Here is a 24,719-nt window from a genome sequence, read left to right as displayed (position 1 = left end):
GTACGGGTACTGGGGTGAGCTGGGTGGCGCGGCCCGGGCCCGGGAGCAGGCCGACCGGGCCCGCGACCGCGCGCAGGCCGCCGCGCGGGAGGCCGACAACGCCCGGCAGGAGGCCGCCGAGCTGGCCGCGCGGCTGCGCGCGGAGCTGACGGCGACCGCCGCGCAACGCGACACCCTCGCCGCCGAGCTGACGGCCGCCCGGCAGGCCGCGGCCACCGCCGAGGGCCGGCTCACCGCTTTGACGGTACGGCTGGAGGCCGCCGAGACCGACCGTGACCTGGCTCAGCGGCGGGTGGCGCAGCTCGGCGACCAGGTCAGCGACCTGGCCGTGGCGCTGGCCCGGCTCGGCGCCGCCACGCCCGACGACGCCACCCGGTGACGTGGGCGGTCAGTGGATGCCGGCCATCAGCGCGCGGATGTGCCGGGCGAACATCACCGCGCCCAGCCCGAACGCCACCGACGCGAGGCCGAAGGTGAGGAAGTAGGTCGACTCGGACCAGGTGTCGGCGAGCCGCGCCACCTGCCCGCCGATCGCGTCGCCGACGGCGGTGGCGAGGAACCACAGGCCCAGCATCTGGCTGGCGTACTTCACCGGCGCCAGCTTGGTGGTGGCGGACAGGCCGACCGGGCTCAGCGACAGCTCGCCGGCGACCTGGATGGCGAAGACCGCCACCAGCCACCACGGGGACACCAGGTCACCGCCGACGGCGGCCTGCGCGGCGGCGGCCATCAGCACGAACGACAGGCCGTTGAGGACCAGGCCGACGGCGAACTTCACCGGCGTCGACACGCGGTTGCCCACGCGCAGCCAGAGCAGCGCGAACAGCGGCGCGCCGATGATGACCAGGATGGGGTTGACCGACTGGAGCCAGGACGCCGGGAAGGTGAAGCCGGCCACGTCCCGGTCGGTGCGCTCGGCGGCGAAGATGTTCAGCACCGACCCGGCCTGGTCGTAGATGAGCCAGAACGCGGCGGCGAACACGAACAGCCACAGGTACGCCTTCATCCGGCTGCGTTCGGTCGCGCTGAGTTCCCGGTCGGTCATGATCCGGGCGAAGTAGCCGACGGTGACCAGCACGGTGACCGCGGTGAGCGTGTTCACCACCGTGTTGACGGTGAAAAGCCCGGTCAACGCGAGGGCGGCCACGAGCACGACGAGCACCGCGACCGCCACGCCCGCGCGGGTGAGCGCCCGTCGGCGGTCGGCGCCGAGCAGCGGGTCGGCCGGGCGGGCCCCGGCGTCGCCCAGGTTGCGCCGGCCCAGGACGTACTGGATCACGCCGAAGGTCATCCCGACCGCGGCGACGGCGAACCCCAGATGCCAGTTGATCTTCTCCCCGAGGAAGCCGGTGATCAGCGGGGCGATGAACGCGCCCAGGTTGATGCCCATGTAGAAGATCGAGAAGCCGGCGTCGCGGCGCGGCGAGTCCCGGTCGTACAGGGCGCCGACCATGGTGGAGATGTTGGGTTTGAGCAGGCCGGTGCCCACGACGATCAGGGTCATCCCGGCGAAGACGCTCCACCGCGTCGGCACCGCCATCACGTAGTGCCCGGCGGCGATCACCACCCCGCCCCACAGCACGCTGCGCCGGGCCCCGATCAGCCGGTCGGCGACCCAGCCGCCGGGCAGCGCCATCAGGTACACCATCGCGTTGTACGTGCCGTAGACGGCGTTGGCGCTGGACTCGCTCAGGCCCAGCCCGTCGTCGGCGGCCTCGGCCGTCAGGTACAGCACGAGGATCGCCCGCATGCCGTAGAAGCTGAACCGCTCCCACATCTCAGTGAGGAAGAGGGTGGCCAGTGCCCGGGGATGACCGAAGAACGTCCGCCCGTTGGCAGCGGGACGCTCGACCGGGACGTCATGGGCCATCGCAACCTCCGCTGCACTCGGGCGGTTAACATCCCCGGTGGCGGCCGAAACACTCCACCGTTCCGACCCGGCCGGGGATCACCTGGCCGGGTGACCGTCCAGGCCGGCTACCCTTGGTCCCGGCCCACCCGTGGACGCCTCACGCCCTCGGGCGGGAATGGCTCGACGGGAACGCACCGTTACACCCAGAAGACCAGCACCACGAACGAGGGGAAGTCGATCATGGGCGAGCGTATGCTGCGCGGAAGCCGCCTGGGCGCGGTCAGCTATGAATCCGACCGCAACACGGAGCTCGCGCCGCGCCAGACCCGCGAGTACCTCTGCGCCAAGGGCCACCAGTTCGAGGTGCCGTTCGCCGTCGACGCCGAGGTCCCGACGACCTGGGAGTGCAAGTTCGACGGCAGCGTCGCTCGACTCGTCGACGGCAGCGAGCCGGAGCAGAAGAAGGCCAAGCCGCCGCGTACCCACTGGGACATGCTGCTGGAGCGGCGCTCGATCGCCGAGCTTGAGGACATCCTCGCCGAGAGGCTCCAGGAGGTTCGTACCCGCCGCGGCCGCGCCTGAGCCGCAACCCGCACGACGACGGCGCCCCCGGGGATCTTTCCCCCGGGGGCGCCGTCGTGTCCGACGTCAGTTGCGGCCAGGCTCGATGATCTCGCCCTCGATGGCCCGGCCGCCGTCGACCACCACCGGCTGCTCCGTTTGCGCCGGCGCTGTCGGTTGCGGCGCACCCTGGCGGACCCGCACCGTACGCGGCCCGAACAGGTCACCGGCGACCATCGACGACACCCGCCGCTCGGTGGTGCGTTGCACCCCGGAGCGGGCCAGACGCCGCACCGGCGGCACGAGCAGCAGCAACCCCACCAGCCCGCTGACCAGACCGGGCACCGCCAGCAACAGCGCGCCGCCCAACCCGACGAGCCCGTCGGTCACCTGCCGTCCCGGTGGCTGCCGCGCTGTGGTGGCGGAGCGGAAACCACGCCAGGCGCGCATCCCCTCCCGGCGCAGCAGCACCAGCCCGAGCAGCGAGGCCGCGAACACCAGCAGCACCGCCGCACCGAACCCCAGCGCCCGCCCCACCAGGACGAACACCGCAATCTCCAGCACCACCGCCAGCAGCAGGGCCAACGGTACGAACCTCAGTCCTCGGCGCATCTCACCTCATCGCCATCCCGCGACGATAATTCGGCCTCCGGGCCGCAGAGCGGCACTCCGGACCGAATGAACGTCGGCCACACAGGAACGTGTCCCGCCCATCCAGCATGACACGGCCGCGCTCACGGCCACCGCACCTGACCGGTGGCGGTGCCGTGCAGGCCCCGGCGCACCGCCTGCCGGCGGTCCTGCACCCCCCAGGTCGTGATCCGCCACAGCGCCTCGGCCACGATCCGCGGGCTCATCTTGCTGTCCCCGCGCTCGCGTTCGGCGAACGTGATCGGCACCTCCACGATCCGCACCCCGGCCTGGTGCGCGAGCCGGGACAACTCCACCTGGAACGAGTAGCCCTGCGAGCACACCGACGCCAGGTCGATGGCGTCCAGCGCGCTGAGCCGGTACACCCGGTAGCCGCCGGTGGCGTCGGAGACCGGCATGCCCAGCGCGAGGCGCGCGTACAGGTTGCCCATGCGGGACAGCAGCAGCCGCCGCAGCGGCCAGTTCACCACCCGCGCGCCGCTGGTCCACCGCGATCCGATCACCACGTCCGCGTCGGCGGCGGCCCGCAGCAGCGCCGGCAGGTCCTCCGGGGCGTGCGAGCCGTCGGCGTCCATCTCCACCACGGCCTGGTAGCCGCGCTCGCCCGCCCAGTCGAAGCCGGCCAGGTACGCCGCCCCGAGGCCCTGTTTGCCCTCGCGGTGCAGCACCTGCACGTGCGCGTCGCCGTCGGCGAGGGCGTCGGCGATGGCGCCGGTGCCGTCGGGGCTGTTGTCGTCGGCGATCAGGATCTGCACCGCCGGGGCGGCCCGGCGGACCCGGCCCACGATCGCGGCGATGTTGTCGGCCTCGTTGTAGGTGGGGATCACCACCAGCACCCGGCCCACGCCGGGCACCTCGTCGGGACGTCGGATGGTGTCGGTCGCCTGGATCACGGTTCCTCCGCTCCCGCCGGCGTACCGGCTGCTGCTATCCGGGCAGGATCCGCTGCCGTCGACGCAGCACCGCCGCGCCGACCAGGGCGGCCGTGGCCAGCCCGGCGAGCGCCAGCTCCGGCCACCAGCCGAGCCGGGTGGCGAGAGTGCGCCCGTCGTCGAGCCGCATCTCCCGCACCACGACCTCCCGGGTGTTGAACCCGGTGGCGTCGCTTACCCGCCCGTCGGGGGCGACGAACCCGGACACCCCGACCGTGGAGGCCATCAACGCCGGACGGCCGTGCTCGACGGCCCGCAGGCGCACCATGGCGAGCTGCTGGCGGGCCTCGGCCACGTCGAAGGTGGCGTTGTTGGTCTGCACCACCAGCAGTTGCGCGCCGCCGGTGACGGTGTCGCGGACCACCTCGTCGTACGCGACCTCGAAGCAGATCACGTCGCCGAGGACCGCCGGGCCGGCGCGTACCACGCCCGGGGTGCTGCCGGGCACGAAGTCGTTGCGGATCAGGTCGACCTGCTTGCTGACCATGCGGGCGATGTCGCGCAGCGGCACGTACTCGGCGAACGGCACGGGGTGGCGCTTGGTGTACAGCTGGCTCAGGTCCGCGCCGGTGCCGGGGCGCCACAGGATGCCCGCGTTGCGGACCTCGCCGGGGCCGGGGCCGAGCAGCACCGCGCCGACCAGGATCGGCGCGCGGACCGTGTCGGCGGCCTGGGCGATGCGGGCCCCCGCGGTGGGGTTGCGCAGCGGGTCGATGTCGCTGGAGTTCTCCGGCCACACCACCAGGTCGGGTTGGCGCTGCGCGCCGGCGGCGACCCGCGCGGCCAGCTCCAGGGTGGCGTCGACGTGGTTGTTGAGCACCGCCTGCCGCTGGGCGTTGAAGTCCAGCCCGAGGCGCGGCACGTTGCCCTGCACGATGGCGACGGTCACCGGTGCGCCGGACCCGGCGGACGCGACCGGCACCAGCAGACCCGCCGCGCCCAGCGCCACCGCGACGGCGGCCGGTACGGCCACCGGCAGCCACCGACGCGCGGGCGGCTCGCCCGAGGGTGCCGTCCGGGCGGCGGCCCAGCCCCGCCAGGCGGCGGTGACCAGCAGCCCACCGATGAGGGCCACCGCGAAGGTGACCAGCGGGGCGCCGCCCAGCGCGGCCAGGCGCAGCAGCGGCGAGGAGTCCTGACTGAACGCGAGGCGCCCCCACGGGAACCCGCCGAACGGGGTGCGGTCGCGCAGCGCCTCCTGCCCCACCCAGAGCAGCCCGGTCAGCGCCGGCCACGCCCAGCGGCTCCGGTCGGCCAGCGGCGATACCCAGGCGGTGGCGGCACCGAGCAGCGCCAGGTAGCCGGCCTGCAACAGCGACAGCAGCACCCACGGCAGGTAGCCGGTGTGCAGGTTCGTCCAGGCCAGCAGCGGCGCGAACAGGGCCACCCCGGTGAGGAAGCCCAGGCCGGCGCCGGCGCGCAGCCGCCGCCGGTGCGCCGCGGCGGCCAGCAACGCCACCCCGACGGGCGCGAGCGGCCACACCCCGTACGGCGGGAACGCCACCAGCAGGGCCAGCCCGGCGGCCACGGCCATCGGCGCGGCGACCCTGAGCGGTAGCGGTCGGCCGGCGACGACCGGCCGGTGCGGCACCGCCGGGGCGCGCGTCTCGTCCCGGTCCAGGGTCGTCACCGCAGTTCCTCGATCACGGGGCGAAGGCTACCTGGCCGGGGGGCGTGTCGGCCGCATCGGGCACCGGGGACGGACCACCCGGCGGGAATGAAATCGGGGCGCGGCTCGCGCCGCGCCCCGATGCTCCCAGGCCCTCCCCGGCCGGTGCGGCGGGGACGAGGCACGCCGACCTTCGGACCGACCGGACGCGGACTGGCTGCCCCCGCCGGGCCGTTGTCTACTGGCCGTGCACCTCACCCTGCCCGTACACCGGTAACCGCGACCGGTTCGCGCCGCCCCGCCGACCCCCGCCCGCTGGACCTGGCCGCCGCGACGATGACGCTGAAAACTGTCGCTCGGCCAGCGGACGAAGGGACGAAGCGAACAACAGCCGCTTCCCGTGGTAGGACTCAAAGACGGTACGTGTTGCACCCCGCCCTCTGTCAACCCACCCCCGGCCTGTCGTGTGTTGCACCACGGCGTGTCGGGTCGGCGTGTCTCAATGCGTGGTCAGGTGGTGGCGCAGCAGCGCCCCCGCGGCGGCCCGGTGCTCCTCGGCGAGCAGCCCACCGGCGGCCAGCACGTAGTCGGTGTCCACGACCGGCCGGGCGTCGCGCGGCAGCGCCCATCCCCCGGCGTGGTCACCCAGCACCGCCCCCAGAACCTGCCCCGCCGTGTGCGCCGGCGCGTGCCGCAGCACCCCGCCGGAGCCCACCATGAGCCGCACGTCGCGCAGGTCCCGGCCGGCGCGTTCGCCGGTCGCGGCGCCCCGGGCGTGCCGGCGCAGCGCCACCGTGGCCGCGAGGGTGGCGATCCGGGCGTCCACGGCCCGCTCGGCGTCGTCGGCGGCCAGGAACGCCGGGTCGGCGGCGCGGCGTTGCGCGGCCGCCGCCAGGTCGTCCCGCTCACCGGGGGCGAGTAGCCGCTCGTCCTCGGCGGCGCGCACGACCCCGGGGGCGCTCCACCGCATGCCCAGGTCCCCCTCCACGGTGCGGGCCCGCCACAGGCTGCCGGCGACCTCCCGGCCCGGCCCGGTGGCCCGCTCGTCGGGGGTGAGCACCGAGTACACGTCGGTGGTGGCCCCACCCACGTCGACCACGGCGAGGTCCCCGCCGATGGTGTCGGCGAGGACCTCCACGCCGGTGAGGACCGCGTCGGGGGTCGCCGCGCGGACCAGCCGGGCGAACCGGGTGCCCCGCGACAGCCGTTTGCCGCCGATGACGTGGCGCAGGAACACCGCGCGGATCGCCGCCCGCGCCGACGCGGGGGCGAGCACCCCGATGCGGGGCAGCACGTTCTGGGCCGCCGTCACGGGCACCCCGGCGGACTCCAGCAGCCCGGTCAGCTCCGCGCGGACGTCGCCGTTGCCGGCGAGCACCACCGGCACCCGCCAGCGGGCCCGGGCCAGCCGGGTCGCGTTGTGGGTGATCGTGTCGGCGTCACCGCCGTCGGTGCCGCCGACGAGCAGCACCACGTCCGGTCGCACAGCCCGCAGGGCCGCCAGGTCCGCCGCGCCGAGCCGCCCGGCCGCCACGTGCACCACGTGCGCGCCGGCGGACAGCCCGACGCGCCGGCCCGCCTGCGCGGTGACCAGCGGCTCGTAGCCGATCACGGCCAGCCGCAGCCCACCGCCGGCCGACGAGCAGACGTACCACGGCATCTCGCGCACGCCGAGCCCGGCGGTGGCCGCCGCGACCGCGGCGTCCAGGCCGTGCAGCACGTCGCTGCCCACCGTGGTGGGCGCGGCCGCCGCGCCCACCAGCAGCCCGGCGGCCAGGTCCACCACGGCCGCCTTGGTGTACGTCGAGCCGACGTCCGCGCAGACCGCCAGGGTCACGACGCGGCGGGAACGACCACGGTGCCGGTCGCGGTGACCGCCACGATCGGCGGGTCCAGGACCTCGGCGGCGGACTCGGAACGGTCCGGCCGGCCCCGGCACACCACCGCGCAGCTCAACTCCAGCGTGCGGCTGCGGGCGCCCACGCGCGACACCTGCGCGGTCACCTCGATGACGTCACCGGCGCGGATCGGCGCGCTGAACCGCACGTCGGAGTAGCCCGCGAACAGACCCTCGTCGCCGTCGGTGCGGATGCACACCTCGGTGGCGACGTCGCCGAACAGTCCGAGGGCGTACGCCCCGTCGACGAGGTTGCCGGCGTAGTGGGCGTGCGAGTACGGCACGTACCGCCGGTGCGTCACCGTCAACCCGAGCCTGGAGTCGGTCATGCCATCGCCTTTCGCTGCGTGATCAGGGCGTGCACGAGGTAGCTGGCCACCTCGCCGGGCGTGGTGCCCCGGCCGAAGATCCGGTCCACGCCCAACTCGTCGGTCATCGTCTCGTCGAACCGGGGGCCGCCGACGATGAGCAACGGTCGCCGCCCGGCGGGCATCGCCTCGCGGAACGCCGCGGACATCTCCCGGGTGTTGTGCAGGTGCGCGTCGCGTTGGGTGACGACCTGCGACACGAGCACCGCGTCGGCCTTCTCGGCCCGGGCGGCCTCCACCAGCTCCGGCACGCTGACCTGCGCGCCCAGGTTGGTGACCTTCAACTCCCGGTAGTACTCCAGGCCCTTCTCCCCCGCGATGCCCTTGACGTTGAGGATCGCGTCGATGCCCACGGTGTGGGCGTCGGTGCCGATGCACGCCCCGACCACGGACAGCTTGCGCCGCAGCCGCTGCTTGACCACCGTGTTGACCTCCTTGGCCGACAGCAGCGCGAAGTCCCGCTCCACCACCTGCACGGCGCCCAAGTCGACCAGGTGGTTCACCCGCCCGTAGACGACGAAGAAGGTGAACCCGTCGCCCATCGGCTTGGCGTGCACCACCATCGCCGGGTCGATGCCCATCTTGTTGGCCAGCTGCACCGCCGCGCCCTCGGCCCGCTTGTCGTGCGACACCGGCAGGGTGAACGACACCTGCACCATCCCGTCGCCCGTGGTGTCCCCGTACGGCCGCACGATCTGCTTGCTCACGCCACCGCTTCGCGGCGTCGTGAGCGCGTGGCTGCTGTGCTGGCCGGTTCGCTCGCTGCGCTCGCTCACGCCGCCGCCTCCAGGATCTCGGTGGCCGGGTTGCAGTAGTCGGCCTCGTGCGCGGCGACCCCGGCGAGGCCCTTACCGCGGTCCGCCGGCCGCTTCATGATCCCGAAGGTGCCCTCGGCGATCGCCGTGAGCAGCGTCTGTTCCCCGATGCGCTCCAGCAGGTCCAACGCCTCGCCGAGGACCTGGTTGGCGCGCCGCCGGATGAACCCGCCCGGCGCGGGCACGAAGTCCTCGTGCAGCCCACCGGCGGCGCCCAGCACGTACCGTACGTTCTGCAGGGCGATGTCCCGGTCGGACAGCCACGGCGTCACCACCGCCTCGGTCATCATCCCCACCAGCAGGATGCCCTGACCGGTCAGCGCTCCCGCCAGGTTGAAGAACCCGTCGAGCAGGTTGCCCCGGAACACGTCACCGGTCATGTGCTTGGTCGGCGGCATCCACTTCAGCGGCGCGTCCGGGAACAACTCCCGGGCCAGCAGCGCGTGCGCCAACTCCAACCGGAACGACTCCGGCACCTCCGGGTTGATCTCGAACGCGTGCCCCAGCCCCAACTGCCAGTCCGCCAGGCCCGCCTCGTGCGCGAAGAACTCGTTGAGCAGCTGCGACACGGTCACCGTGTGCGCCTCGTCGACGGCGTCGGCGGTGGTCAGGTAGTTGTCCTCACCGGTGTTGATGATGATGCCGGCGCGGGCGTGGACCTGTCGGGAGAACCGCTGGTCGACGAAGGTGCGGATCGGGTTGATGTCGCGGAACAGGATCCCGTACATCGAGTCGTTCAACATCATGTCGAGGCGTTCCAACCCCGCGAGGGTCGCCATCTCCGGCATGCACAGCCCGGACGCGTAGTTGGTCAACCGCACGTAGCGGCCCAACTCCTTCGACGACTCGTCCAGCGCCGCCCGCATCAGCCGGAAGTTCTCCTGCGTGGCGTACGTGCCGGCGAACCCCTCCCGGGTCGCGCCCTCGGGCACGTAGTCCAGCAGCGACTGCCCCGTGGAGCGGATCACCGCGATGACATCCGCGCCGGCCCGGGCCGCGGCCTGCGCCTGCGGAATGTCCTCGTAGATGTCCCCGGTCGCCACGATCAGGTAGATCCACGGCCGCTGCGCCGGATCCCCGTGCCGCTTGACGAGGCGATCACGCTCGGCGCGCCGCCGGTCGATACGCCGGATGCCCGCGCCGACCGCCCGGCGCGCCGCCGACCGGGCGGCCGTGGCGGCCCGCCCGGTGGGCTGGGTGAACCGCACCGAACCGGCGGCGGCCTTCTGCGCCAACAGCGTCACATCCGTGACGCCCTCGCGGGCCAGCGCGTCGAACACCGGCACGGCCACCCCGTGACCCAGCCCCACGTCCGCGACGACGGCGTCGACAAGCCGGTTCACCCACGGAATGCCGTCCGGGTCGGCGCCGGTCACCCCGGCCAGCCGCAGCACCGCCCGCTCCACCGACACCGTGGTGTGGCTGCGCGCCAGGTCCACCACCGGCTGCCCGGCCCGACGCGCCAACTCCCGCGCCCGCGCCACCAGCGCAGGGTCAAGATCAAGCTTTCCGGTCACGACGAACCTTCCTCATAGATGACCTCACCGCGCAGCACCAGGCTCCGGCACACCGGCAGCGGCGTCGGGTCGTCCGGACCCCGCAGCTCCGGATCCTCGGCCAGCAGCACCGGCAGGCCCTGCTGCACACCGGCCGGCGTCGACCACACCGCGAACGTCGCCGGCGCGCCCAGGGCGAGGACCCCCTCGACGTCCAGGTGCACCGCCCGCCACCCGCCGCGCGTGTGCGCGGCGAACGCCGCCCGCACGCTCATCCGCTGCGCCGGGTTGTGGTGCGCCGCCGCCGCCCGCACCGACCCCCACGGGTCCAGCGGCGTCACCGGCGAATCCGACCCGAACGCCAGCGCCACCCCCACCCCGTGCATCGCGCCCATCGGGTTCGACTCCAACGACCGGTCCAGACCCAGCCGCGACTCGTACATCCGGCCCGCGCCACCCCACAGCCGGTCGAACGCCGGCTGCATGCTCGCCACGACCCCGTACTCCACGAACCCGGCGATCAGCCGCTTACTCATGATTTCCGCGTGCTCGATGCGGTGCCGGGCCGCGCGCAACCGCTCCACGCCCACCGTCCGCGCCGCCGCCGCGAAGCCCTCCAGCACCGTGCCGATCGCCGCGTCACCGATCGCGTGGAACCCGCCCTGCATACCGTGCGCCGCACAGTCCAGCAGGTGATCGCGCACCTGCTCGACCGACAGGTACCCGTGCCCGCAACCGTCACCGTCGCCGTACGGCTGCGACACGTGCGCCGTCCGCGAACCCAACGCCCCGTCCGCGAACAGGTCACCGCCGGCGCCCACCGCGCCCAACTCCCGGGCCCGCGCCGCGCCACCCAGCTCACCCCAGTACCCGTACACCTCCGGCAGCCCGGCGCCGGAGATGCCCAGCAGGCCGGTGAAGTCCTCCTCGTCGGAGATGTCCGGGCCACCGCACTCGTGCACCGCGGCGATACCCAGCGACGCCGCGTGCGCCAGGGCCACCCGCTGCGCGGCGACCCGCTGCGCCCGGCTCACCGATCCCTGCGCCGCCGCCCGCACCACATGATGCGCGTCACGACGCAGCCACCCCGACGCGTCGTACCCGGGCGCGGCCGCCGCCTGCGGACACGCCGCCAGCATCGTCGTCGACACCAGCGCCGAGTGGATGGAGGCCTGCGACAGGTACACCGGCCGGCCGCCCGCCGCCCGGTCCAGCGCCGCCGCGTCCGGCAGCGCCGGGTCCGGCCAGCCCGACTCGTCCCAGCCGTGCCCCAGCACCACCGCGTCCGCCGGCTGGCCGGCCGCGAACGCGGCCACCGCGTCCAGCAACTCCGCCGCCGAGCGCACCCCGGACAACTCCAGCCCGGACAGCGTCAACCCGGTGTCGGTGGCGTGCACGTGCGCGTCCACGAACGCCGGCGTCACCAGCGCCCCGCCGAGGTCCACCACCCGGTCGGCGGGCGGCGCGTCACCGTCGGTGCCCAGCCAGGCGATCCGCCCACCGGAAACCAGCAGCGCGGTAGCGCTCGGGTCGGCGGGACAGTGCAGCACGCCGCCGCGGTACAAGGTCGAGGGGTTCGTCATGACCTCAGTCTGCCGCGATCCGCGCCGCGAACAGCCGACGGACCCCCGCCTCGGCGCGCAGCAGCCCCAACGCCAGCTCCGCGTGCCCCGGCACGTACCCGTTGCCCACCAGCATCGTCACGTCCGCGGCCAACCCCTCGGCGCCCAACGCCGCGGCGGAGAAGCTCGTCGCCATCGAGAAGAAGATCACCGTGCCGCCGTCGGCGGTGGCCAGCACCGCCCCGTGCTCGCAGCCCGGCACGTCCACGCACACCACGGTGACGTCCGCCGGGGCGCCCAGCGCGGTGGTCACCGCCGTGGACAGCCCCACCGGGTCGCGGGCGTCGGCCATCGCCACCACCGAGGCCAGGCCGGCGGCCGTCAGCGCGTCGCGCTCCGCCGCCACCGGCACCACCCCGACCGTACGCGCGGCGCCCGCCCGCCGCGCCGCGGCCAGCGACAGCGACCCGCTCTTGCCCGCGCCGCCGATCACCGCGACGCGCACCGGCGTCGGATCACCCGCACGGTGCCGCTCCTCGACGTAGCGCGACACCACCCGCGCGGTCAGCGCGGGCGCCCCGCACACGTCCAGCACGGCCAGGGACAGCTGCGGGTCCTCGTCGTCCGGGAGCACCGCGGCGATGGAGCGGGCGAACAGGATCGCCCACCCGTCGCAGGGCACCTGCTCGCTGCGCCCGTCCCAACGGGCCAACCCGTCGGTCACCACCAGCGGCGTCAGGGTCAGCGACACCAGGGTGGCGACCCGCTCGCCCGGCTTGAGGCCCAGCGGGGAACGCCGACCGGCCTCCTCGACCGTGCCGATCAGCATCCCACCGGACCCGGTCACCGGGTTCTGCATCTTCCCCCGGGTGGAGATGATCTCCAGCACCTCGGCGCGGACCGCGTCGCCGTCCCCACCGTGCTTCTCCGACAGCTGCCGGAAGCTCGCCGCGTCCAGGTTCAGCCGTTCCACCCGGATCCGCACCTCGTTCGGCGCGATCGCGGCGGACGCGTCCAACCGCCAGGCCGCCTGCGGCAGCACCCCCGCCGGTTCCACGACGCGGTGCAGTCCCACCGGTGACGTCACGCCGACCTCCCCCTCTCCAGCCGCCCGAAGCCCCGGTCGGGGGATCGCGTAACGGGAAAACTTACGGCAGACTAATTTCTTCACCGGATATTTTCCAGTAGCCTTCGGGTTTCGTTGATCAGCCGCAGCACCGAGGAGGGGCCGTGACCCAGACCCAACCGGTTGAGACCATCCCTCAACCCCGTCACGCCCCGGTCGCCGTACCGACCGCCGGGCAGCCGTACGAATACCGCCGCCACCCCCTGGTCGAACCCGACTGGACCCGCTTCCCCGGCTGGCGCCACGTCACCCGCGACCAGTGGGAATCCGCCCAGTGGCAGCGCGTCAACTGCGTCAAGAACATCAAGCAGCTGCGCACCGTCCTCGGCGACCTCATCGACGAGAGCTTCTACACCGACCTCGAGGCCGACCAGAAGGCCCTGGCCACCATGTCGATGCTGGTGCCACCCCAAATGATCAACACGATGGTGCCGTTCGCGCCCCTCACCACCGAGGCGCTGCTCGCCGACCCCATCCGCCGCTACATGATCCCCGTCGCCTCCGACCGGCGCACCGACTGGCCGTCGCACCCGTACGCCAGCCGCGACTCACTGCACGAACACGACATGTGGGTCGCCGAGGGGCTCACCCACCGCTACCCCACCAAGGTCCTCGCCGAACTGCTCTCCACCTGCCCCCAGTACTGCGGGCACTGCACCCGGATGGACCTCGTCGGCAACTCCACCCCCGCCGTCGACAAGCTCAAACTCACCCTCAAGCCCGTCGAGCGCTACGACGCCCACATCAGCTACCTCAAGGCCCACCCCGGCGTCCGCGACGTCGTCGTCAGCGGTGGCGACGTGGCCAACGTGCCCTGGCGCAACCTCGAGTCGTACCTCATGCGCCTGCTGGAACTGGAGACGGTCCGCGACATCCGGCTCGCCACCAAGGCCCTCATGGGCCTGCCCCAACACTGGCTGCAGCCCGACGTCGTCGAAGGCCTGGAACGCGTCGCCCGCACCGCCGCCCGCCGCGGCGTCAACCTCGCCATCCACACCCACGTCAACCACGCCCAGTCGCTCACCCCACTGGTTGCCAAGGCCGCCCAGACCGCCCTCGACGTCGGCGTCCGCGACGTCCGCAACCAGGGCGTGCTCATGCGCGGCGTCAACGCCACCACCCCCGAGCTGCTCGACCTCTGCTTCGCGCTCCAGGGCGAGGCCGGCATCCTGCCGTACTACTTCTACATGTGCGACATGATCCCCAACGCCGAACACTGGCGGGTCCCGGTCTGGCACGCCCAGCAGCTCCAGCACGACATCATGGGCTACCTGCCCGGCTACGCCACCCCGCGGATCGTCTGCGACGTCCCCTTCGTCGGCAAGCGCTGGGTGCACATGCTCACCGACTACGACCGCGACCGCGGCATCTCCTACTGGACCAAGAACTACCGCACCTCCATCGAGTCCGCCGACCTGGAGGCGCTCAACAAGCGCTACGCCTACTACGACCCGATCGACACCCTGCCCGACAGCGGCCAGCAGTGGTGGGCCGACCACCGCGACGACTGACCCACCACCCACGACACCCCCGGGGATCCTTCCCCCGGGGGTCGGTCGGTGCCGCATGAGCGCGATGACTCTCAGGTATGAAAATGACCCTGAGGTATCGCGCTCACCGGCGTCCTGCCGGCGCCACTCAGGCGCCCGCCAGCACCTCGGACAGCGTCGCCGGGACCAGGCCCCGCTCGCGGAGCCCCGCCAGGATGTGCGGCAGCGCCTCGTCCGTCATCCGGGCATTCGCCTCGGTCACGTGCATGATCACGACCGACCCGGGGCGCACGTTGTCCAGCACCGCCCGCACGAGCGGCTCCCAGGCGGTGGCGAACGGATCACCGCTGACCACGTCCCCGTCCACCACCGTCAGCCCGAGCGGTGCCAGCGCGTCCAGCGCCGCCGCGTCGTGGCAGAGCCCCGGAAAGCGAAAGTACCGGGTCTGCCGGCCGCCGTACGGCTCGATCGCCCGAAACGTCCTCGCCACGTTGTCGGTCATCCCGGTCGCCCGCACCCGGGGCAGGTCGTAACAGTCGCCGGTGAACGCCTCATGCCCGTACGTGTGGTTGGCCAACTCGAAGCGCGGGTTACCGGCGAGCCGACGGGTCACCTCCGGATACCGCTGCACCCACTTGCCGGTCAGGAAGAAGGTCGCCGGGATCTGCTCCCGTTCCAGCAGGTCGACGATGCGCAGGTTGGCGTACGACTTCACCCGACCGGTGCGCAGGTTCTGCAGCATCCCGTCGGTCATGTCCGCGTCGAAGGTCAGCGCGACCCGATTGCCGGTACGCGGTCCGTGATCCACCACCGGTGGCCGGGCCCCCACCGGCGTCGCACCCGGAACGCCAGCCGCCGGCGGACTCTCCAGCCCCGTGGCGGCGGGTAACGGTCCGGCCGTGGCGGTGGGTGACGGCGCGGCCGTGGTGACCGACGGACCGACGAAGATCGGCGGTGCGGCCCGGGAGGGCGGGACCGCGCACGCGGCGCCAGAGAGGACGGTCCCCGTCGCCAGCGCAGCGAGCAGCGGACGGAGTCGAGGCCGGATCACAACGTGGATCATGGCAGACGTGAATGGAGTTCGGTGCCCCCGCTCGCGCCGCCCCCGTCCGGGAGGCGTGGAGCGCGTCCTGCGGAATCAAGCCGAGCCGCTGCGCGGCGCATACATGATGACAGCGACGCCGAGCAGGCACAGCGCCGCGCCGGCCAGGTCCCACCGGTCCGGCCGGAAGCCGTCCACCACCATCGCCCAGCCCAGCGAGCCCGCCACGAACACCCCGCCGTACGCGGCCAGGATCCGGCCAAAGTTCGGGTCCGGCTGGAACGTGGCCACGAAGCCGTAGCAGCCCAGCGCCACCACGCCGGCGGCGATCCACCACAGGCCGCGCTGCTCCCGCCAGCCCTGCCAGACCAGCCACGCGCCGCCGATCTCCGCCAGCGCGGCCAGCGCGAACAACACCAGGGAGCGGAGCACGGTCACCCCGCGACCCTAACCGGAGCACACGCCGGGTCCCCGGGCGGCGACCGCCCAGGGACCCGGTGGACCGCTCAGGTCACTTCGTGAAGGCGTCCTTCACGTTGCGGCCGGCTTCCTTGACGTTCTGACCGGCCTGCTTGGCGCGCGCGTCGCTCTGCTGGCTGGCGCCCTCGCCACGCATCTGCTCGTTGTCGGTCTTGTCGCCGATCCGCTCCTTCGCGGCACCGGCCATCTGCTCGACCTTGTTTCGGGCCTTCTCGGTGAAGCTCATCGCGCCTCCTCCGTCTGGCGTCTCTCCCGGCTCGCTTGCCCGCTCTCCCGGTGCCGAAACCGGTGGTGCCGGTCGGCACACCCTGTAAGGCATCCTAGGAAGATAGGTTGAGTATCCGGGACGGTGGCATCGGAGGCCGCCGGGTGCCGCGATGTCCGCGATGGTTAACTGGCCGCATGGGAGAGCTCCTGCTGATCCGGCACGGCGAGACCACCTGGAGCGCCACGCGGCGGCACACCTCGTACACCGATCTGGAGCTGACCCCCGACGGCGAGCGGCAGGCCCGCACCCTCGCCGCGTTCCTGGCCGGGCGGCGATTCGTCACGGTGCTGGCCAGCCCCCGCTCCCGGGCGCTGCGCACCGCGCAGCTGGCCGGGCTCACCGTCGACGGCGTCGACGAGGACCTCAGCGAGTGGAACTACGGCGAGTACGAGGGACGCACCACCGTCGACATCCACGAGGACCAACCGCACTGGAACATCTGGACCGACGGCTGCCCCGGCGGAGAGTCGCCCGCGCAGGTGGGCACCCGCCTCGACCGGGTGCTGACCCGGGTCGCCCCGCTGCTCGACCGGGGCACCGTGGCGCTGGTGGGCCACGCGCACAGCCTGCGGGTGCTCGGCGCCCGCTGGATCGGCCTGCCGCCGTCCGCCGGCGGCCTGCTGCGGTTGGACACCGCCACGGTCAGCGTGCTCGGTCACGAGCACGGCCGGCAGGTCATCCTGCGGTGGAACCAGCCGGCTCCTCCGGCGCCCGGGACCGCGACCGACTCGGTGGCCCGGCACTGATCTTCGGCGGCCGGTTCTCGTACGGGGTGGACAGCACCACCGTGGTCCGGGTGGTCACGTTCGCCGACGTACGGATCTCCTGGAGCACCCGCTCCAGGTCGGCCGGGCTGGCAACCCGCACCAGCAGCATGTAGAAGTCCTCCCCCGCCACCGAGTAGCAGGAGTCGATCTCGGGCAGGTGGGCCAGCCGCTCCGGGGCGTCATCGGGCTGCGACGGGTCGAACGGGCGGATCGCCACGAACGCGGTCAACGGCAGGTCCAGCGCCTCGAAGGAGACCCGCGCGGCGTACCCCTTGACCACCCCGCGCTGCTCAAGCCGGCGCACCCGCTGGTGCACGGCGGACACCGACAGCCCCACCTTGTCGGCCAGGTCGGTGTACGACAGACGGCCGTCAGCGGTCAACGCTGCGACGATGGCGCGGTCGATCTCCTCCACGGCGAGCAACCTACCGGGAAAAACGCCCGACGGCGACGAGGCGCCCACCGGGCCGTGCCGGCGGCGGGCCGCGGTGGACCCACCGCAGCCGCGCCGCCACGCATCGTCGACCCGCGCTCAGCCCCTGGCCAGAGCCCGGGAGATGACCAGCCGCTGGATCTGGTTGGTGCCCTCCACGATCTGCAACACCTTGGCCTCGCGCATGTACCGCTCCACCGGGTGGTCGGCCACGTAGCCGGCGCCACCGAGCACCTGCACCGCGTCGGTCGTCACCCGCATCGCCATGTCGGTGGCGAACAGCTTCGCCTTGGCCGCCTCGATCGAGTACGGACGCCCGGCGTCGCGCAGCCGGGCCGCCGCGAGGGTCAGCGCGCGGGCGGCGGAGATCTGGGTCGCCGCGTCGGCGAGAAGGAAGCCCAGCCCCTGGAAGTCGACGATCGCCCGACCGAACTGCTGCCGCTCGCGCGCGTACCCCACCGCGTAGTCCAGTGCGGCCTGGGCCAGCCCGACCGCGCAGGCCGCGATGCCCAGCCGGCCCGAGTCCAGTGCGGACATGGCGATGGTGAAACCCGCCCCCTCGCCGCCGATCAGCCGCTCGCCCGGCACCCGCGCCTCGTCGAAGGCGATCTGCGCCACCGGCGAGGAGCGCAGACCCATGGTCCGCTCGGCCGCCTGGGGGGTGATGCCGGCGGTGCCCGCGTCGGCGAGCAGGCAGGAGATGCCCTTCGGGCCGGGCCCCCCGGTGCGGCAGAAGACGTTGTAGAAGTCGGCGGTCCGGGCATGGGTGATCCACGCCTTGGTGCCGGAGACGACGTACGCGTCGCCGTCGCGGACCGCCCGGGTGCTCAGCGCCGCCGCGTCGGAGCCGCCCTGCGGCTCGGAGAGGCAGTACGCCCCGAGCAGTTCGCCCCCGAGCATGTCGGGCAGCAGCTTGCGCTGCTCGTCGCTGCCGAACGCGGCCACCGGATAGCAGGACAGGGTGTGCACGCTGACCGCCTCGGCGACCGCGAGCCAGCGGCTGGCCAGGATCTCCAGCACCTGGAGGTACACCTCGTACGGCTGTGCGGCGCCGCCGTGCTCCTCCGGGTACGGCAGGCCGAGCAGGCCGGCCCGGCCGAGGGTTCGCAGCACCTCGCGGGGGAACTCGGCGCGCTCCTCGAAGCCGACGGCCTTCGGCGCGAGCTCGCGATCGGCGAGTTCGGTGGCGAGGTCCAGCAGGTCGTGGGCCTCGTCGGTGGGGAGGATCCGGTCGACAGTCATAGCGCGATGAGCTCCGTGGGGGTGGTGTTGAGCCGCTGCACGCCGTCCGTGGTGCAGACGACGATGTCCTCGATGCGGGCGCCGTGCCGGCCCGCCAGGTAGATGCCCGGTTCGATGGAGAACGCCATTCCGGGCTCCAGCGGCCGGTCGTTGCCGGCCACCAGGTAGGGCTCCTCGTGACCGTCCAGGCCGATGCCGTGGCCGGTGCGGTGCAGGAACGCTGGGCCGTAGCCGGCGGCGGCGATCGGCTCCCGGGCGGCGGCGTCGGCCGCGGCGCCGCTGATTCCGGGCCGTACCGCCGCCACCGCGGCGCGCTGGGCGTCGCGCAGCACCGCGTAGTAGTCCAGGAACTCGGCCGGAGCCGGCCCGCCCGCGACGTACGTGCGGGTGCAGTCCGAGCGGTACCCCGATGCCATGGTGCCGCCGATGTCCACCACCACCGGCTCACCGGCGCCGATCGGCCGGTCCGAGGTGCCGTGGTGCGGGCTGGCCCCGTTCGGCCCGGCGGCCACGATCACGAAGTCCACGCTGACGTGCCCGGCGGCGCGGATCGCCGCCGCGATGTCGGCCGCCACCTCGGCCTCGGTGCGCCCCGGGCGCAGCCACTCCCCCATCCGCAGGTGCACCTCGTCGATTGCCGCGCCGGCCTCGGCGAGGGCCGCGACCTCCGCCGGGGACTTGCGGATCCGCAGCTCGCGCAGCACCTCGCCGGCGAGCCGCTGCGCCGCGCCGGGCAGCGCGGCCCGCAGCGCGAGGACCTGCTCGGCCCACATCCGGTCGGCCAGGCCGACCGCCGCGGGCGGGGCGTCGAGGGCGGCGACGACCAGGGGGTACGGGTCGGCGCCGTCGGCGTGATCGACGATGCGCACTCCGGTGGCCGGTGCCGGGGAGGCCTCGGCGGCCGGTCGCTCCAGCGTGGGCACGATCAGCGTCGGCGTGCCCTCGGCGGGCAGCACCAGACAGGTCAGCCGCTCGCCCGCGTGGGCGTCGTACCCGGTGAGGTAGCGCAGGTCGGAGCCGGGCGTGAGCAGCAGGGCGTCCAGGCCTGCGGCAGCGGTGGCGCGCTGCGCGGCGCTCAGCCGGTCGGACGGGTACAGCTCGTCGATTCCCACCCGGTCAGCTTAACGGTCGTTTGGGATCCCCGGCAGCCGGCGCACAGCCGACGGAGGGGCGGCGTTGCGGGGCGCCGGATCCTTCGCGACGGCACGCATGTCCGGAAATCCACCGACGTTGATTGACTCGGACAGTTAACACTCTTTAAGATTTGGCTGCCTCGAGGCCCCCCCGTCCCTGCGTCCCGCACCGACCGCCCGCGACCACCCTGCGTGGGCGGCTGTCGTCCCCCGCCCACGGGAAGGCCCCCGATGTCCTCACCACTTCGCCGCGCCCTCGCCGCCGGTCTGCTCGCGCTGGCCACGGCCGGCGCCACCCTCACCCTCGTCCCCACCGCCGCGCAGGCAGTGGTGCTGCCGAACAACTTCAAGAGCGTCGGCTACATGCCCTCCTGGGCCGGCAACGTCAACACCGTCCAGTACAACAAGCTCACCCACATCAACTACGCCTTCGTGCTGCCCAACAACGACGGCAGCCTGCGCCCGGTGGAGAACCCCAGCAAACTCTCCTCGCTGGTCTCGCTCGGGCACGCCAACAACGTCAAGGTGTCGATCGCGGTCGGCGGCTGGAACGACGGCAACGACTCGGCCTTCGAGGCCCTCGCCGCCAACGCCGGCAGCCGGACCACCTTCGTCAACAACCTGGTCAACTTCGTCAACCAGTACAACCTCGACGGCGTCGACATGGACTGGGAGTACCCGGACCCGGGCGCCTCGGCCAACAACTACACCCAACTCATGACGCAGCTGAGCAGCGCGATGCACAGCCGCGGCAAGCTGCTCACCGCCGCCGTGGTCTCCGAGGGCGGCAGCGTCCAGGGCGTACAGACGGCCGTGTTCGGCCAGGTCGACTGGCTCAACATCATGGCGTACGACGGCGGCAGCCCGCACGCCAACTACGACTGGTCGATCGCCAGCATCAACCTGTGGAAGTCCCGCGGGCTGCCGGCCAGCAAGGCCGTCCTCGGGATCCCCTTCTACAGCCGCCCCGGCTACTACACGTACTCGGCGCTGGTCGGAATGGACCCGGCGAACGCCAACCGGGACTGCACCACCGTCGGCGGCGCGCAGCAGTGCTACAACGGCATCCCGACGGTCAAGCGCAAGACGCAGTGGGCCCTGGCCAACGCCGGCGGGGTGATGAACTGGGAGCTGTCCCAGGACACCACCGGCTCGACCTCGCTGGTCAGCGCGATGTACGACACCATCATGGGCGGCACGACCCCACCGCCGACCGGCCGTACCGGCCCGATCACCGGGATCGGCGGCAAGTGCGTCGATGTGGCCTCGGCGAGCAGCGCCAACGGCACGGCGGTGCAGCTGTGGGGCTGCAACGGCACCACCGCGCAGAGCTGGACCGTGGCCAGCAACGGCACGCTGCGCGCCCTCGGCAAGTGCGCCGACGTCGCCAGCGGCTCCACCGCCAACGGCGCCCAGGTGCAGCTCTGGGAATGCAACGGCAGCGGCGCCCAGGTGTGGCAGGCCCAGTCCAACGGCACGCTGCGCAACCCGCAGTCGAACAAGTGCCTGGACGCCACCGGCAACAGCTCCGCCGACGGCACCCGGCTGCAGATCTGGGACTGCTTCGCCGGCGCCAACCAGCGCTGGACCCTCCCGGCCTGACCCGCGGTGCGCAGGGCTCCCGGTCGACGCCGAGCGTTCGACCGGGGGCCCTTCGGCACACCCGGATCAGGCGGCGCGGTGCTCGCGGACCACGTCGAGCATCTCGTCGACCGAGCCGGCCGGATCGGTGACCGGGAACTGCACCGCGCGGACCACCGCGGCCGGGTCGACCAGCAGCGTCAGCCGCTTGAACCGGGGGATCCCGCCGGCCCGGAAGGTGGGCAGCAGCAGCCCGGCGGCGAGCCGGTTGTCCTGGTCGGACAGGAGTGGAAACGGCAGCCGGGCGTACGCGGCGAAGTCGGCGAGCTGATCCGGCCGCTGCGTGCTGACCCCCCACACCCGCGCCCCGGACGCCTGGAAGTCCGCGTAGCGGTCGGCGTAGGTGGTCGACTCCAGGGTGCAGCCACGGGCGCCGGGGATCTCGGCCCAGCCCGGCGGGTAGCCCTGCGTCCCCGGCGCGTACGCCCCCGGGAAGAAGTAGAGGACGCTCCACGCGTCGCCGCCCGTCAGGGCGACCGGCTGGCCGTCCGGCCCCGCCAGCTCGACCTCGGGCAGCCGCCGCCCGATCAGGTCGTGCACCCGGCGCGCCTCGGCCGAGTCGGGGTCCGCGGTCGCGGTCAGCTCACCGTCACCCATCAGATGTCTCGTCCCCCAGTCCTGCAATGCGATCAGCACCGGGAGCAGCCCCGCGCCCTTGGCGGTCAGCAGATAGTCGAAGCGCGGGGGGTGCTGGGAGTAGGGCCGGCGCTCCAGCACGCCGTGCTCGGCCAGCGCCGCGAGACGGTCGGTCAGCGCCCGCCGACTGACGCCGAGCTCGCGTTGGAGGGCGTCGAAGCGGGTCGTTCCGCCGGCGACGTCGCGCACGATGAGGAAGGTCCACCAGTCCCCCAGGACGCCGAGCGCCTGCGCGATGCCGCAGTCGGCGTCGGCAAGATCCTCCCGCCGCACCCCGTCACCTCCGTCCGCTCCGCCCTCGACTATAGTCCGTTCCAGATCGGAACTGACTGGCACGGTCGAACGGGGGCGGACGACATGCACGTCGACGATCGGGCCGGGGTGTTCTGGCGATGGTGGACCGCCGGCACGACCAGCATGGTCGGGTCGGCGGTCGGCGCGGTGGCCCTACCGCTGACCGCACTCACCGTGCTCGACGCCACCGCGTTCGAGATGGGCCTGATCGCCGCCGCCAGCTACGTCGCCTGGATCGTGATCGGCCTGCCCGCCGGCGTCATCGTGCAGCGCCTGCCGCTGCGCGGCGCCCAGGTGGGCGCCGACCTGGCCCGCGCGACCGCCGTCGCGTCGATCCCGCTGGCCTGGTGGTGGGGCCACCTCACCGTCTTCCACCTGGTCCTCGTCGCGCTCGTGGTCAGCTTCGCCAACGTGCTTTTCGACGTGGCGAACTCGACCTTCCTGCCCAGCATCGTCGACCGCGAGGAGTTGCAGTCCCGCAACAGCCTCACCTCGGCAACCCACGCCGCCACCCAGCTCAGCGGCCCCTCGCTCGGCGGGCTCGCCGTGCACGCGCTGGGCGCGGTGCCCACCCTGCTCGTCGACTCGGTCAGCTACCTCGTCTCGGCGGCGCTGCTGCGTACCCTGCCCGCCCGCCGCGAGGACGCTCCGGACCGGTGGCCACCGGTCGGCGAGCTGATCCGGGAGGGGTGGCGCTTCGTCGCGCACCACCCCGTGATGGGGCCCGGCATGTGGGCCGCCACGGCCATGAACTTCGTCTGCGGCGCGCAGTACGCGCTCCACCCCCTCTACCTGGTCCGCGAGCTGCACGCCCCGATCGGCCTGGTCGGGGTGCTGCTCGCCGTCGAGGGGGTCGGCGCCCTGGTCGGGGCGGCGCTCACCGCACGGATCACCGCACGGATCGGCACCGCCCGCGCGCTGATCGCCGCCGGATTCACCACCGTCGCCGGGGCCTTCCTGATCCCCTGGGGCACCGGCTGGCCGGCGTACGCCGCCTTCGCCGCCGGCAACGTCGTCTTCTCCCTCGGGACGGTGGTGCTCAGCGTGACCACCCGGACCTACCGGCAGATCGCCAGCCCACCCGACCTGCTCTCGCGCGTGATGGCGACCGTCCGGTTCGTCTCGTGGGGCGCGATCCCGGTCGGCGGGCTGGTCGCCGGCGCCCTGGCCGGCCCCCTCGGCGCGCGCACCACCCTGTTCATCGTCGCGGCGGTGGCGGTGTGCGCGCCGCTGGCGCTGCTGTTCTCCCCCGTCCGCCACCTGCGTGACCTCACCGACCACGACCGGGACGACGACCCGCCGCGTCCCGCCGCGACGGCGGTCACCGTCGGGGGTCGGTGAGCCCGCTGCCCGACCAGAGGCTGTCCGCCAGCGGACGGATCCGGCCTGCGTGGGTGAGCACGTCGACGCTGTGCACGTACTGGTCGACCGCGCCCAGCGGCGGCCGGTCGCGCAGCAGCGGGTCGCGCACGCCGCCGCGCAGCGCGACGGCGATCCGCTCGGCGTGCAGCACCAGAAACGGACGACGGTGAAACTGCCGGGCGCGGGCGCGCACCGGTGCCGCGAGCCCGGTCTCGTCGGTCCACCGGGCCACCGCCTCCAGCGCCCCGACCAGCCCGGCCTGGCGCCGGGTCCAGTCGCCCGGGCCGAGCGCGTCGGTCAGTGCCGCGACCACCGGCGCCGCGTCGGGCAGCCCGCCGAAGACCGTGCCGAGCCACTTGTCGTACGGGGGCCAGCGCCGGCGCAGCAGCAGACCGAGTCGCATCAGGTCTCGGGCCAGGCCGGCGGCGACGACCCGGCTGCCCAACTCGTCGCCGACCTCGGCGCACCGGCCGGGCAGATGCTCGGCCTGCGCGATCCGGGTCCACGCCGCGGCGAGCACGTGCCGCCACACGTCCGGCGGATACCAGGCCAGCGCCACCCGGCGAGCCGTCAGCGCGCCGTCGAGGCCGTCGTGGAAGATCGCGCCGCCGGTCACCTCGGCCAGCCGCTGCGTGGGGGTGGCCAGCCAGTCCGCCACGGTGACACCGGCCGCGGGGTCGAAGCCGAGCCGGTGGCGCCACCAACCAGCCAACTCGTCGACGCTGACGCCGTGCCGCCTGCCCACCGGGTCGGCGACGCCGAGGCGCCCGTCGTCGCCGGCGAAGCGGGTCGGCCAACCGAGGAACTCGGTTGGCAGGTCGGCGTCCAGCGCGGCACGTACCCCGGGGATCCGGGTGGCGTCCGTGGTCCCGACGAAGACCTGCACGCGCGGCCCCCAGTCGTGGTCGGTGGACCGCTCGGTGTCCAGGCCCAGCAACTCCGAGCCGCCGTCGAGCAGACCGGCCGCGTACCGCAGACCCGGGAAGCGGCGGCGCAGGACCGGTGCGACCACCTCGTCGTGGTAGCGGCGGGCGAGCGTCAGCCCGGGAAGGAACGCCACAC

Annotated in this window: 23 protein-coding genes and 1 pseudogene; 6 read left to right on the top strand and 18 right to left on the bottom strand. The window is 73.4% G+C overall.

Translation table 11 applies throughout. From position 1 onward, the window contains the following. A pseudogene (locus EAD89_RS30425) lies at positions 1-379 on the top strand (hypothetical protein); the annotation flags it as partial. Between the two features lie 9 nt (positions 380-388). Here the strand turns inward: EAD89_RS30425 and EAD89_RS06860 are convergent. Next, positions 389-1,870, bottom strand: coding sequence for a peptide MFS transporter (locus tag EAD89_RS06860; RefSeq protein WP_121652667.1), 1,482 nt, complete (start codon positions 1,868-1,870; stop codon positions 389-391). 222 nt (positions 1,871-2,092) lie between these two features. On the opposite strand from EAD89_RS06860, the gene EAD89_RS06855 reads away from it, so the two are divergent. Then, entirely contained in the window at positions 2,093-2,434 is a 342-nt protein-coding gene (locus EAD89_RS06855) for an RNA polymerase-binding protein RbpA (RefSeq protein WP_046564157.1), read from the top strand. A gap of 66 nt (positions 2,435-2,500) precedes the next feature. Here EAD89_RS06855 and EAD89_RS06850 read toward each other — a convergent pair whose 3' ends face one another. The 9 genes from EAD89_RS06850 to EAD89_RS06810 all read right to left on the bottom strand — a co-directional run bounded on the left by EAD89_RS06850 (position 2,501) and on the right by EAD89_RS06810 (position 12,818). Next, positions 2,501-3,025, bottom strand: a complete 525-nt coding sequence (locus tag EAD89_RS06850; protein WP_121675133.1) for an FxsA family protein — start codon at positions 3,023-3,025, stop codon at positions 2,501-2,503. Positions 3,026-3,147: 122 nt separating this feature from the next. After that, the gene (locus tag EAD89_RS06845) at positions 3,148-3,957 is read right to left on the bottom strand and encodes a polyprenol monophosphomannose synthase (protein ID WP_121675132.1); all 810 of its coding nucleotides are present in this window, start codon (positions 3,955-3,957) and stop codon (positions 3,148-3,150) included. A gap of 34 nt (positions 3,958-3,991) precedes the next feature. After that, positions 3,992-5,530, bottom strand: coding sequence for an apolipoprotein N-acyltransferase (gene lnt / locus EAD89_RS06840; protein ID WP_233578259.1), 1,539 nt, complete (start codon positions 5,528-5,530; stop codon positions 3,992-3,994). A gap of 574 nt (positions 5,531-6,104) precedes the next feature. Beyond that, positions 6,105-7,442: a glutamate mutase L gene (locus EAD89_RS06835; RefSeq protein WP_121675130.1), complete on the bottom strand. Its 1,338-nt coding sequence runs from the start codon at positions 7,440-7,442 to the stop codon at positions 6,105-6,107. Then, positions 7,439-7,831: a hotdog domain-containing protein gene (locus EAD89_RS06830; protein ID WP_121675129.1), complete on the bottom strand. Its 393-nt coding sequence runs from the start codon at positions 7,829-7,831 to the stop codon at positions 7,439-7,441. The genes EAD89_RS06835 and EAD89_RS06830 overlap by 4 nt, the downstream gene beginning before the upstream one ends. Further along, positions 7,828-8,577, bottom strand: coding sequence for an OAM dimerization domain-containing protein (locus tag EAD89_RS06825; protein ID WP_121657342.1), 750 nt, complete (start codon positions 8,575-8,577; stop codon positions 7,828-7,830). Before EAD89_RS06825 ends, EAD89_RS06830 begins: the two co-directional genes overlap by 4 nt. Positions 8,578-8,642: 65 nt before the next feature. Then, positions 8,643-10,202, bottom strand: a complete 1,560-nt coding sequence (locus EAD89_RS06820; protein ID WP_121675128.1) for a lysine 5,6-aminomutase subunit alpha — start codon at positions 10,200-10,202, stop codon at positions 8,643-8,645. Next, positions 10,199-11,764, bottom strand: a complete 1,566-nt coding sequence (locus EAD89_RS06815; protein WP_121675127.1) for an amidohydrolase — start codon at positions 11,762-11,764, stop codon at positions 10,199-10,201. Before EAD89_RS06815 ends, EAD89_RS06820 begins: the two co-directional genes overlap by 4 nt. 4 nt (positions 11,765-11,768) lie before the next feature. Beyond that, complete coding sequence (locus tag EAD89_RS06810; protein ID WP_199733425.1) at positions 11,769-12,818, bottom strand: zinc-binding alcohol dehydrogenase; 1,050 nt, start codon at positions 12,816-12,818, stop codon at positions 11,769-11,771. A 155-nt stretch (positions 12,819-12,973) separates the two neighbouring features. Between EAD89_RS06810 and EAD89_RS06805 the strand changes: the two genes are divergently transcribed. After that, positions 12,974-14,380, top strand: a complete 1,407-nt coding sequence (locus tag EAD89_RS06805; RefSeq protein ID WP_121657334.1) for a KamA family radical SAM protein — start codon at positions 12,974-12,976, stop codon at positions 14,378-14,380. A gap of 127 nt (positions 14,381-14,507) precedes the next feature. Here the strand turns inward: EAD89_RS06805 and EAD89_RS06800 are convergent, their stop codons facing one another. The 3 genes from EAD89_RS06800 to EAD89_RS06790 form a co-directional block, all read right to left on the bottom strand. Continuing rightward, on the bottom strand, positions 14,508-15,167 hold the full coding sequence (locus tag EAD89_RS06800; RefSeq protein ID WP_233578249.1) for a polysaccharide deacetylase family protein: 660 nt from the start codon (positions 15,165-15,167) through the stop codon (positions 14,508-14,510). A 330-nt stretch (positions 15,168-15,497) separates the two neighbouring features. Next, positions 15,498-15,839 (bottom strand): YnfA family protein, encoded by a 342-nt coding sequence (locus EAD89_RS06795; protein WP_121675125.1) that lies wholly within the window; start codon positions 15,837-15,839, stop codon positions 15,498-15,500. Between the two features lie 73 nt (positions 15,840-15,912). Further along, positions 15,913-16,107 (bottom strand): CsbD family protein, encoded by a 195-nt coding sequence (locus tag EAD89_RS06790; protein ID WP_121657332.1) that lies wholly within the window; start codon positions 16,105-16,107, stop codon positions 15,913-15,915. A gap of 176 nt (positions 16,108-16,283) precedes the next feature. On the opposite strand from EAD89_RS06790, the gene EAD89_RS06785 reads away from it, so the two are divergent. Continuing rightward, positions 16,284-16,895 carry a histidine phosphatase family protein gene (locus EAD89_RS06785; RefSeq protein ID WP_121657331.1) on the top strand — a complete coding sequence of 204 codons (612 nt, stop codon included), beginning with the start codon at positions 16,284-16,286 and terminating at the stop codon, positions 16,893-16,895. Here EAD89_RS06785 and EAD89_RS06780 read toward each other — a convergent pair. From EAD89_RS06780 to EAD89_RS06770, 3 genes are all read right to left on the bottom strand, one after another. Beyond that, entirely contained in the window at positions 16,825-17,331 is a 507-nt protein-coding gene (locus EAD89_RS06780) for an Lrp/AsnC family transcriptional regulator (RefSeq protein ID WP_121657330.1), read from the bottom strand. The genes EAD89_RS06785 and EAD89_RS06780 overlap by 71 nt on opposite strands. A gap of 117 nt (positions 17,332-17,448) precedes the next feature. Then, complete coding sequence (locus tag EAD89_RS06775; RefSeq protein WP_121675124.1) at positions 17,449-18,591, bottom strand: acyl-CoA dehydrogenase family protein; 1,143 nt, start codon at positions 18,589-18,591, stop codon at positions 17,449-17,451. Continuing rightward, entirely contained in the window at positions 18,588-19,703 is a 1,116-nt protein-coding gene (locus EAD89_RS06770) for a Xaa-Pro peptidase family protein (RefSeq protein ID WP_121675123.1), read from the bottom strand. The genes EAD89_RS06775 and EAD89_RS06770 overlap by 4 nt, the downstream gene beginning before the upstream one ends. Positions 19,704-19,955: 252 nt before the next feature. Between EAD89_RS06770 and EAD89_RS06765 the strand changes: the two genes are divergently transcribed. Continuing rightward, a complete protein-coding gene (locus tag EAD89_RS06765; protein WP_121675122.1) occupies positions 19,956-21,326 on the top strand; it encodes a glycosyl hydrolase family 18 protein in 1,371 nt (456 codons plus the stop codon). A 66-nt stretch (positions 21,327-21,392) separates the two neighbouring features. Here EAD89_RS06765 and EAD89_RS06760 read toward each other — a convergent pair whose 3' ends face one another. Next, complete coding sequence (locus EAD89_RS06760) at positions 21,393-22,274, bottom strand: winged helix-turn-helix transcriptional regulator (protein WP_121675121.1); 882 nt, start codon at positions 22,272-22,274, stop codon at positions 21,393-21,395. A gap of 84 nt (positions 22,275-22,358) precedes the next feature. Between EAD89_RS06760 and EAD89_RS06755 the strand changes: the two genes are divergently transcribed. After that, positions 22,359-23,636 carry an MFS transporter gene (locus tag EAD89_RS06755; RefSeq protein ID WP_121675120.1) on the top strand — a complete coding sequence of 426 codons (1,278 nt, stop codon included), beginning with the start codon at positions 22,359-22,361 and terminating at the stop codon, positions 23,634-23,636. On the opposite strand, the gene EAD89_RS06750 is transcribed toward EAD89_RS06755, so the two are convergent. Then, positions 23,617-24,717 (bottom strand): DUF4037 domain-containing protein, encoded by a 1,101-nt coding sequence (locus EAD89_RS06750; RefSeq protein ID WP_121675119.1) that lies wholly within the window; start codon positions 24,715-24,717, stop codon positions 23,617-23,619. The two genes, EAD89_RS06755 and EAD89_RS06750, sit on opposite strands and share 20 nt — an antisense overlap. Positions 24,718-24,719: the final 2 nt, after the last annotated feature.

Source organism: Micromonospora sp. BL4, from assembly GCF_003667505.1.
Taxonomy (GTDB): Bacteria; Actinomycetota; Actinomycetes; order Mycobacteriales; family Micromonosporaceae; genus Micromonospora.
This window is presented reverse-complemented; position numbering and strand designations above follow the sequence as displayed.

What these genes read in the sequence shown, in the direction of transcription:
- EAD89_RS06785 (WP_121657331.1), top strand. Translation starts at nt 16,284, where the DNA reads ATGGGAGAGCTCCTGCTGATCCGGCACGGCGAGACCACCTGGAGCGCC.
- EAD89_RS06850 (WP_121675133.1), bottom strand. Translation starts at nt 3,025, where the DNA reads ATGCGCCGAGGACTGAGGTTCGTACCGTTGGCCCTGCTGCTGGCGGTG.
- EAD89_RS06855 (WP_046564157.1), top strand. Translation starts at nt 2,093, where the DNA reads ATGGGCGAGCGTATGCTGCGCGGAAGCCGCCTGGGCGCGGTCAGCTAT.
- EAD89_RS06755 (WP_121675120.1), top strand. Translation starts at nt 22,359, where the DNA reads ATGCACGTCGACGATCGGGCCGGGGTGTTCTGGCGATGGTGGACCGCC.
- EAD89_RS06765 (WP_121675122.1), top strand. Translation starts at nt 19,956, where the DNA reads ATGTCCTCACCACTTCGCCGCGCCCTCGCCGCCGGTCTGCTCGCGCTG.
- lnt (WP_233578259.1), bottom strand. Translation starts at nt 5,530, where the DNA reads ATGGCCGTGGCCGCCGGGCTGGCCCTGCTGGTGGCGTTCCCGCCGTAC.
- EAD89_RS06775 (WP_121675124.1), bottom strand. Translation starts at nt 18,591, where the DNA reads ATGACTGTCGACCGGATCCTCCCCACCGACGAGGCCCACGACCTGCTG.
- EAD89_RS06815 (WP_121675127.1), bottom strand. Translation starts at nt 11,764, where the DNA reads ATGACGAACCCCTCGACCTTGTACCGCGGCGGCGTGCTGCACTGTCCC.
- EAD89_RS06830 (WP_121675129.1), bottom strand. Translation starts at nt 7,831, where the DNA reads ATGACCGACTCCAGGCTCGGGTTGACGGTGACGCACCGGCGGTACGTG.
- EAD89_RS06860 (WP_121652667.1), bottom strand. Translation starts at nt 1,870, where the DNA reads ATGGCCCATGACGTCCCGGTCGAGCGTCCCGCTGCCAACGGGCGGACG.
- EAD89_RS06790 (WP_121657332.1), bottom strand. Translation starts at nt 16,107, where the DNA reads ATGAGCTTCACCGAGAAGGCCCGAAACAAGGTCGAGCAGATGGCCGGT.